This is a genomic window from Acidithiobacillus sp. TH-A36 (assembly GCF_057473445.1).
Genome location: NZ_JBYCKP010000309.1, coordinates 1 through 9,007, shown reverse-complemented (window position 1 = coordinate 9,007; position 9,007 = coordinate 1). Strand labels below are relative to the sequence as shown.

Here is a 9,007-nt window from a genome sequence, read left to right as displayed (position 1 = left end):
CCAGAATTTCGCAGATGGCATGGAAGCGGGCTCCAATCCCTCCCTGTCGTTGCTGGATAAGCATATTACCCCGGCCGGACGCACCGTGCGTACCGTGATGTCCTTGATGATCGAAAAGTATCTGGATGCATCCTATGCCCCGGAACAGGTAAGTAAAATCACCGGCGTGCCGGCGGAAACCATTGAACGTCTCGCCCTGGAGATGGCCCAGGTGGCTTTTGAGGAGACCATTGAAATAGACTGTGAATGGACGGATTGGACGGGGCGGAAACACGACAAGTTCATCGGCCGTCCGGTCTCCATGTATGCCATGCGCGGGGTTTCTGCGCATTCCAACGGGTTTCAGTCGGCCCGTGCCATTCATCTGCTGCAAATTCTGCTCGGCACCATTGATTGTCCCGGCGGTTTTTGCGCGAAGCCGCCCTATCCGAAGCCGGTGCCACCGCCCGTCAAGCCGGCGCAACACAGCGCGCCCAACCAGCCGCTTTCCTCATCTCCCCTGGGCTACCCGACCGGACCTGAAGATCTGGTGATTGATGAGCAAGGGAACCCCAAACGGATTGACAAGGCCTTCTCCTGGGAAACGCCCCTTTCCATTCAGGGCTTGCTGCATATGGTGATTACCAATGCCCACAACTATGATCCTTACCGCATTGATACGCTGATTTTGTTTATGGCCAATATGGCCTGGAACAGCAGCATGAACACTGCAGAAATTCAGAAGATGTTAGTGGCAAAGGATTCAGAGGATGGCGAGTATCGCATCCCGTTTATCGTGGTGTCTGACGCCTATCATTCGGAAATGGTCAATTTTGCCGATCTGATTTTGCCCGATACCACCTATCTGGAACGTTACGATACCTTGTCCATGCTGGATCGTCCGATTTCTGAGACCGATGCCGTATGCGATTCGATTCGCCACCCCATCCTCAAAACGAATCGTGATGTGCGCGCCTGGCAGGAAGTGCTGGTGGATCTTGCGGGAAGACTCCAGTTTCCCGCCTTTGTGCACGAAAACGGCGAAAAGCGCTACCAGGATTACAAGGATTTCATTGTCAATTACCAGAAAGAGCCAGGCATAGGCTTTCTTTCCGGCTGGCGGGGCAAAAATGGGGATCAGCATCTGCGCGGGGAACCCAACCCGCGTCAGTGGGAAGCTTACATCGATCACCAAAGCTTTTTTCAACACCATCTGCCCCTGAATATCCGGTATTTCCGGTTCGTCAATCAGGACTACCTGGATTTTGCGGTGGAAGCAGCCTACATTCCGAAGGCCGAGCCGATGTTTATCGAGATTTATTCGGAACCCTTGCAACGTTTCCGCCTGGCCGGAGAAGGGGTCTATGACGGGCCTCGGCCCTCACAGCCCGCAGACCGGGAGCGGCTGGCCAAATATTTTGATCCGCTGCCTTTCTGGTACGAACCCCTGGAGCAACAACGGGTCAATGCAGAAGAATATCCCTTCTTCGCGGTCAATCAACGGCCCATGATGATGTACCATTCCTGGGATAGCCAGAATGCCTGGTTGCGGCAAATCATTGCGCAGAATTTTCTGTATATGAATCGCCAGCGTGGCGAGCATCTCGGCATTGCGGATAAAAGTTGGGTATGGGTGGAGAGCCATAATGGTAAAATTCGGGTTCAGGTCAAACTGATCGAAGGCTGTCAGGAAGACACGGTATGGACCTGGAATGCCATTGGCAAACAGTCCGGGGCCTGGGCACTCTCGCCCGATGCCCCGGAAGCCACGCGCGGATTCTTGATGAACCATCTGATCTCAGAGCTCTTGCCGGAGAAGACGGGGGAAAGGCGTTTGACCAACTCGGATCCGATCACCGGTCAGGCGGCCTGGTATGATTTACGGGTGCGCATTTATCCGGCCGCCCCTGGCGAAGAAGGCACCTGGCCAACCTTCCCCACCATCAAGCCATTACCGGATGAGCCGCGACCAGTGGACCGCTTGCGGTACCACACGCACCCGCCCGTCAACCTGAAATCTTAAGGAGGCCTCGGATGAGACTAGGATTGGTTATCGATTTGGACACATGCGTAGGTTGCCATGCCTGCGCGGTTGCCTGTAAGGAATGGAACACCAGTGGGACCACGGGCGCTTTGACCGACTATCACCCCTATGGCGCGGAACCTTCCGGGGTGTGGTTCAACCGCATACGGCATTTTGAGCTGGGGGAGTATCCGCACAACAAAACCATCAATTTTCCCATGTCCTGCATGCATTGTGAAAATGCGGAGTGTGTGACGGTTTGTCCGACCGGCGCCTCCTATAAAAGAGCGGAAGACGGGATTGTCCTGGTGGATCAAAATAAATGCATGGGCTGCAATTACTGCTCCTGGGCCTGTCCTTACGGAGCCCGGGAACTGGATAGGGCCTCCGGAACCATGAAGAAATGCACGCTTTGCGTGGATCGCATCTATGACATGGAAATTCCGGAAGAAGAGCGACAACCGGCCTGTGTTTTGACCTGTCCGGCCCACGCACGCATGTTTGGTGATTTTGATGATCCGGAGAGTCCAGTCAGTCGCGCTGTCCGGGAAAGAGGTGGGTATGAGCTGATGCCGGAGCTGAATTATCAGCCGAGTAACAAGTATCTGCCGCCTCGTCCAACCCGGCCTATTCCCATAGAAAATCTCAAAAAACGGGGAATCCGTCAGGTCAAGGACTGGATTCATCAGGCCGTTACCCGGTAAAGGAGAAGCCGTATGCATCCCGCATTAGCAGTAATCTTTCTGACCCTTTTTTCAGGGGGTGGTTTTGGCCTCATGGCCCTGACGGCGCTGGTCAATGATTTCCAGATTGACGGGGGACTCAATCCACTGCTGACCATGATAGCACTGATTATTTCCATGGCTTTTGTTTCCATCGGGCTGCTGTCATCCACTGCGCATCTGGCGAATCCGAAAAATGCCTGGAGAGCGTTTACCCGATGGAGAACCTCGTGGCTGGCGCGCGAGGGCGTTTTCGCGGTGATGTACTATCCCTTTGCTTTTTTATACCTGGTCTGGGTCTTTTTCACGGGCGGCACCCACGACGCTATCGGATTGATTCTCGCGAATCTGGCGGCGATTATCGGTCTGATCACGATTTTCTGTCAGGGCATGATTTATGCGGTGCTCCGGACGATGCGGCAATGGAATACACCACTGGTTCCCGCCAACTTTTATGCGATGGGACTGGCTATAGGGGCCACCTGGTTAGCCGCGATTCAGCAGATCACGACGGGCCAGCCGGACCCCGCGCTGATCGGTATTGCAGCGGCCCTGCTCGTGGCTACGGGCGTGCTCAAGGGAATTTATTACTTCTGGATCAGTCGCCCTGGCGGACCGACCATTCGCACAGCCACCGGTTTCAATCGTTTTTCCGTGCGGATTCTGGATCAGGGACACACTTTTGGTACCTTCCTGACGGAAGAATTTGGACATCGGCTTCCGCCTGCCAAGGCCAAAAGCATCAAGATACTGATGTATCTCATTGCCATCATCCTGCCGCTGGCTTTGCTGGCCATCGCACTCTGGGGGCAGGTGGCTGCCCTCGCGGTCCTGGCGGCTTTATTGGTGTTGACCGGATTTGGTGTCGAGCGCTGGCTGTTCTTTATTGAGGCGCAGCATGTCGTGAACCTCTATCACGGTCGGCAGCAATGTTGAAGGAGCTTACGCAGATGACACAGGAAGTGAGACCCTATGATGTGCTGGTCATGGGCGGGAGCGGTTTTCTCGGGCAGAAGCTGGTCCAGCAGCTGGCAAAAAAAGAACGTCGGGTCCTGGTGAGTACGCGGAAAGCCGGGGCACTGAAACCCGCATTCGCGGCCCTCAACGATGTTCATGTTCATCAGATCAGGGAATATGATACCAGCACGCTGGACACCCTGCTGTCGCAGGTGGATGCGGTCATCAATCTGGTGAGTATTCATCAGGAAGTGCGGCGCAGTCGCATCGATTTGCCGCCCGCCAGGCGGGGGGACTTTGAGGAAGTGCATATCGAAATTCCCCGGCGCATGATCCACAGTGCGGTGAAAATCGGCGGGTGCCGGATTGTTCATGTCAGTTGTTGTGGAGCCAGTCCCTTGTCCTCCGATGCGCGTCTGCGCAGCAAAGGCCTGGGGGAAATCATTGTCCGCGAAGCGAGCGAGGACAGTGCCGCCCAGGGCCACTTCACCTATCTCAATGGCCCCAAGTTTGGATGGGGTTCCAGGCTCGCCTCGACCGTTCTTCGGCTGCCCAAGCTGCGCAGTGCCGATCTGGATCACTGGGCACGAATTATCATCGAAACGCTGGACGATCCCGAGAGTATCGGCAAGATTCAGGAGGCCTGGACGGACAAGGCGCGGGTCACCATCTATCCCGGCAAGATCTACGCGTAAGGGGGCATTTTGCGGCGACTTCCCTATGACGATTATTCCCGAAAAGAAATGATTCTTCGGGATTGGTTAGGGTAGATCGGACAGCTTTAGCGAATCGCCGAACTTTCTATTGCTTTTTACGGACGGCGCTGACGCGGGTCGAGAGATAGTCTGGATGGAATATATCTTGAACAGGAGAAGACAATGAAGAAAATTGATCCTCAGAAAGCCATACAACGGGCCTTGGCTTTGCGTTTACACAGCGCCTTGGATGCGGCTTTCCTGGCCGTGTCAGAGCAGTTGTGCGGATGCGATTCCGTCACCCTGGATGCGGCGGTAAAGGTCATCGATAACGATCAGGTGCTGGATTATGCGACCTTTTTATACCAAAGCCAGACCCGACAAAGTTTATCAGGCTCCTGCGCAGAGCATCCGGTGTCTGTGGAGAGTGAACGCGAGTGGGAATTGACGGAGTCCGAAGCGTGCCTGGCCCGGAGCATTGCCCAGGTGGCGGCGGAAGTCGATGCGCAAATGCACCCCCGTGCGTAAAATGACGGTAGAAGGCACATAGTGAACGGATTAAAGGAACCTGCCAGTTATCTGTGCACGGGAGCGTGGATCACGACAAGACCGACTGTTGGGATGAACATCCAGGTGCAGTCCATTCCTGAAAAAGTGCCTGCAGATGCGGGATATCGGGAGGTGATGACCCATGCAGGATAAGCCCCAGACACTGGAGGATTCCTGGCAACGAAGCATTCGCTATGTGCGTATTTCGGTGACTGACCACTGTAATTTCCGATGCCAGTATTGTACGCCGGAAAGCGGGGCACCCTGGTTTCCGAAACCGGAACAGCTGACGGCAAACGAATATAAACGGCTCATCCGTATTTTTGCCGGGCTGGGTGTTTCCCATATCCGATTTACCGGGGGAGAGCCCTTGTTGTTTCCGGCGTTGCCGGAGCTCATTGCCGAAGCTAAAGCGGCGGGTGTGGCGAAAAGAAGCGTCAGCACCAATGGGGTTCTCTTTGCCCGGAAGGGTGCCACCTTGCTGCGTGCAGGACTCAGTAAAGTGAATATCAGCCTGGATTCCCTCAACAAGGAACGCTTCTCGGCCATTACCCGGGGGGGAGATTTGGATGCCGTGTTGGAAGGGATTGAGGTGGCCAGGCAAATAGGCGTGCCGCAAATCGCGCTCAATGTCGTCCTGCATCAGTCCAGCACCCGCGAAGATTTGCTGCGTCTTGCAGAGTTTGCCCTGATCGGGGACCTGGACATCCGTTTCATTGAGTTGATGCCCCTGGGTTCTGCTGGCAGCACGCTTTATCAGCGTGATTTTTATTCCGCCCAAAAGGCGAAGGCGCTGATAGAAACCGCATTTGGTCCGCTACAGCCCGAGCAGGATTCCCCCACGGACGGTCCGGCGAGTCTCTATCGCGTACCGGGCTTTGCATCGCGGGTCGGATTCATTACGCCCTGGAGTCACAATTTTTGCGCGGCCTGTAATCGGGTGCGCGTGAACGCTGCGGGACGATTACTCTATTGTCTTGGGCAGGAAGCCGGGCTCGAACTGCGTGAGGTATTACGGGGAGGCCTTGCGGACCGGCACATTGCGCAGAAGATTCAGCAGGGTGTCTGGCATGACAAGCCGGAACGCCATTATTTTGAGGACGTGCCCGATCGCTCCGCACCGGTTTTTATGATGCGGGTGGGGGGATAACGTCTCAGTGCGTGGTTATACCGTTTTATGCAAAAAATAGATCCCTCGTTGTTGCTGGTTTGGGCGCGTGTGGCGCAGCTGAGAAATCTGCAGGCCGCAGGCAAGAGCCTGTTTTTGAGTCAGCCAGCCATCTCTCATCAGCTCAAACGGCTGCAAGACTGGTTGGGAGAACCCCTGTACCACCGGACGGCCCGGGGTATTGAACCCACCGAGATAGGCCGGATTCTCCAGAGGACAGGGGAGAATATGGAAGCGGTCCTGCAGGAAGCCCAGGCCGTACGTGACAAAACCAAAGATTTGTTGCGCGGGACCTTGCGCTTATCTGCCAGTCACACGAACGCCGAGTATCTGTTACCCCTCTTGGTGGGCGAATACTGCCGGAAGTATCCCGCAGTCAATGTGCGAACCGCGACCATGAACAGTCAACAGGCCTGGCTCCACCGCGATGAGGTGGATCTGATATTGATTGAAAGCGCAGAAGACCTGGTGCGGGAGCCGGTTGAGTGGACACGGACCAGTTTGGTAGAAACCGAGATTTCGGCACTGGTTCCGGTCTCCCATCCGCTGGCGGCGTTGACCGCCATCCCCCTTGAAGACCTGGCGTCGGAAAAGTTGATCTGGCGTGAGGAGGGTTCCGGCATCCGGGAGGATGTGATCCACGCCTTTCGACAAGCGGGAATCTATCCGTATATCCATTATGAATTCAGCGGATTGGCGGCGGTGCGCAGCGCTGTCAGAAACGGGATTGGTATCGGTTTCTCCTCGACATTACTGTCGCCCGAGCAGCTGGTCGGCGTGTGCCTCATTCCGGTGGTTCCCAGTATTCCCCATACATTAAGTGTGTTGCATCGCACGCATTACGGGCATTTGGTGGCGTCCTTTCTGGAAGTTATCCGGTTATCGGTATTTGAGCATTGATAGCACCCGGATTCCGACGGATGTTCCTTTAGGACCCGTTTCTTCAAGCAACAAGCGCGCTCATGCTCAGGCCTGTGGAGAGGGTTTATCCGTCAGGGCGCGATGTCGGTGGCATCTAAGATTACGAAGGAGCATTTATGAAAAATTGGCAAGGTGTTTGTAAAGGAATGGTAACGGGTATGGTGCTGGGCGGGTTCATCGCACTGCCTGCTCAGGCCCAGGCTGAGGATGCGGGGATACGGGTTATTCAGGGTGGCCCTGCGTACCTCAATATGGGGCTCGGTGCGTTTAATGCGGCAGGGGTCAGTCCCGGTGTCGGCAAAAATAACGCGACGCTTCCGGAAATGGATCTGGAATACCAATCCGGCGCCAAGTTATTTGGGATAGGATCTGTTTACGGGATAGTTGCCAACACCGATGGCGGTTTCATGGGTTATACCGGGTTTTACACGGATATTGCCTGGCATCACTGGATACTGACCCCGGTACTGGCGATGGGGGGGTACCATCAGGGGCGTGGGAAGCAGCTGTATGGGACCTTCCAGTTTCGCCTGGAGCTCAGCCTGGACTATCAGTTTGCCAATCAATCCCGTTTCGGCCTGAAAATTGCGCATATTTCCAACGCCTTTATCAAAAAACAGGATCCGGGTGAGGATGAAATCCTCCTGAATTACTCCATGCCGATTTCCTGGGGAGAACACCAGCAGGGGGGTTGATTGCTCCTGGTGCGTAGGAGGACCGGTTGATGTTGCATGAACGATTGGATCCCGCGTTATTACTGGTCTGGGCGCAGGCTGCGCGCCACAAGAATCTGCATGCGGCAGCGCAAGCGCTCTTCATGACCCAACCCGCCGTTTCCCAGCGACTCCGGCAATTACAGGACGTTGTTGGCGAGCCGCTCTATCAACGCAATCCGCAGGGCATTACGCCGACCAGCACTGGCATGGCTTTATTGCGTATCTCCGAGCAAATTGAAAGCGCCCTGCGCAGTGCTCACGGCCTTTGCCAGGACAGAAAAGACCTGCTGCGGGGTTCTTTGTCGATTCTTGCCAGTCATAGCAACGCTGAAACGCTCCTCCCGCAGGTGATCGCGCGATTCCGGGAGCGTTATCCGGGTGTATTCCTGCGACTGGTGGCGACCAATAGCAGGGCGGCCAGAGAAACGCGCGATCAGGCTGATCTGGTGTTCGTGGAAGATAGCCCGGCATTGTCCACAGGTTCCGGATGGAAAGAAGAAATGCTGGTGGACAGCACTATTATCCTGCTGGCTCCCGAAACGCCACGCTGGCTTCAGTTAGCCCCAAAACTCGTGCCTCTGCTGTCATTAGAAACAGAGGTGTTGGTGTGGCGGGAAGAAGGTTCAGGCATTCGTGAACAGGCTTTACAGGCCTTGAAAGCGGCAGGCGTTCACCCGGAAATTCGTTATGAGCTCAGCGGTCTTGCGGCTATCCGGGCTGCCGTGCGTTGCGGATTAGGGGTCAGTTTTGTTTCTGCGCTCAGTGATGGTGGTGGTCTGCGGCCGGGTTTGGTGACTTTGGAAACGGTGCCCCGAATTCCACACCACCTCTCTGTTTTGTATCGCAAGGAAAGCAGTCACAGTACCCGGGCACTCCTGGATGTACTTCGGCAATCTTTGGGGAAGTCTAATAAAGAATCAGGGTAGCAATGGAGCAGTCAGCCGACTTAGATTAAATATCATACTGTTAGATAGGTGATTCTCTGTCAGAATGACCGCCGTGTTTTGTTTTTGGGTAGGCATGGCAATGGCTAATACCAAAGCACAATTACCTGTGGTCGCTCGTCTGGCCGATCATCCTAAAAACCGCAGTTACCTCTGCTGAAATAAGATTATCCATTTGATAGGATTCTGTTTTCCCTGTACATGGAGGCTTACCCTATGGTTGACTTCCTCCTCGCCCTGAAGGACGAGGATTCCTTCCTGCCAGCAGCGGCCCTACCTCAGCCGCTTCTCTCCGCTACTTTGGAGAACAGGCTACCCCGGCGTGCCCCGCCG

The 9,007-nt window shown here is 55.1% G+C and carries 9 protein-coding genes; all 9 read left to right on the top strand.

The features are described 5' to 3' along the window. On the top strand, positions 1-2,002 hold a 2,002-nt coding region (locus AC2VLY_RS08215; protein WP_486892266.1), incomplete at its 5' end, for a molybdopterin oxidoreductase family protein. 11 nt (positions 2,003-2,013) lie between these two features. Further along, positions 2,014-2,706 carry a 4Fe-4S dicluster domain-containing protein gene (locus tag AC2VLY_RS08210; RefSeq protein ID WP_486892267.1) on the top strand — a complete coding sequence of 231 codons (693 nt, stop codon included), beginning with the start codon at positions 2,014-2,016 and terminating at the stop codon, positions 2,704-2,706. Between the two features lie 12 nt (positions 2,707-2,718). Continuing rightward, complete coding sequence (locus AC2VLY_RS08205) at positions 2,719-3,660, top strand: dimethyl sulfoxide reductase anchor subunit family protein (RefSeq protein WP_486892268.1); 942 nt, start codon at positions 2,719-2,721, stop codon at positions 3,658-3,660. Positions 3,661-3,674: 14 nt separating this feature from the next. Further along, positions 3,675-4,376, top strand: coding sequence for an NAD-dependent epimerase/dehydratase family protein (locus AC2VLY_RS08200; RefSeq protein WP_486892269.1), 702 nt, complete (start codon positions 3,675-3,677; stop codon positions 4,374-4,376). A 183-nt stretch (positions 4,377-4,559) separates the two neighbouring features. After that, positions 4,560-4,904, top strand: a complete 345-nt coding sequence (locus tag AC2VLY_RS08195; RefSeq protein ID WP_065957756.1) for a hypothetical protein — start codon at positions 4,560-4,562, stop codon at positions 4,902-4,904. Positions 4,905-5,067: 163 nt separating this feature from the next. Further along, on the top strand, positions 5,068-6,075 hold the full coding sequence (gene moaA, locus AC2VLY_RS08190; protein ID WP_486892270.1) for a GTP 3',8-cyclase MoaA: 1,008 nt from the start codon (positions 5,068-5,070) through the stop codon (positions 6,073-6,075). Between the two features lie 27 nt (positions 6,076-6,102). Then, complete coding sequence (locus AC2VLY_RS08185; RefSeq protein ID WP_065968064.1) at positions 6,103-6,993, top strand: LysR family transcriptional regulator; 891 nt, start codon at positions 6,103-6,105, stop codon at positions 6,991-6,993. Between the two features lie 137 nt (positions 6,994-7,130). Continuing rightward, positions 7,131-7,709, top strand: coding sequence for an acyloxyacyl hydrolase (locus AC2VLY_RS08180; RefSeq protein WP_070129504.1), 579 nt, complete (start codon positions 7,131-7,133; stop codon positions 7,707-7,709). A gap of 29 nt (positions 7,710-7,738) precedes the next feature. Next, on the top strand, positions 7,739-8,656 hold the full coding sequence (locus AC2VLY_RS08175; protein ID WP_065957761.1) for a LysR family transcriptional regulator: 918 nt from the start codon (positions 7,739-7,741) through the stop codon (positions 8,654-8,656). The last annotated feature ends 351 nt before the right edge of the window (positions 8,657-9,007 follow it).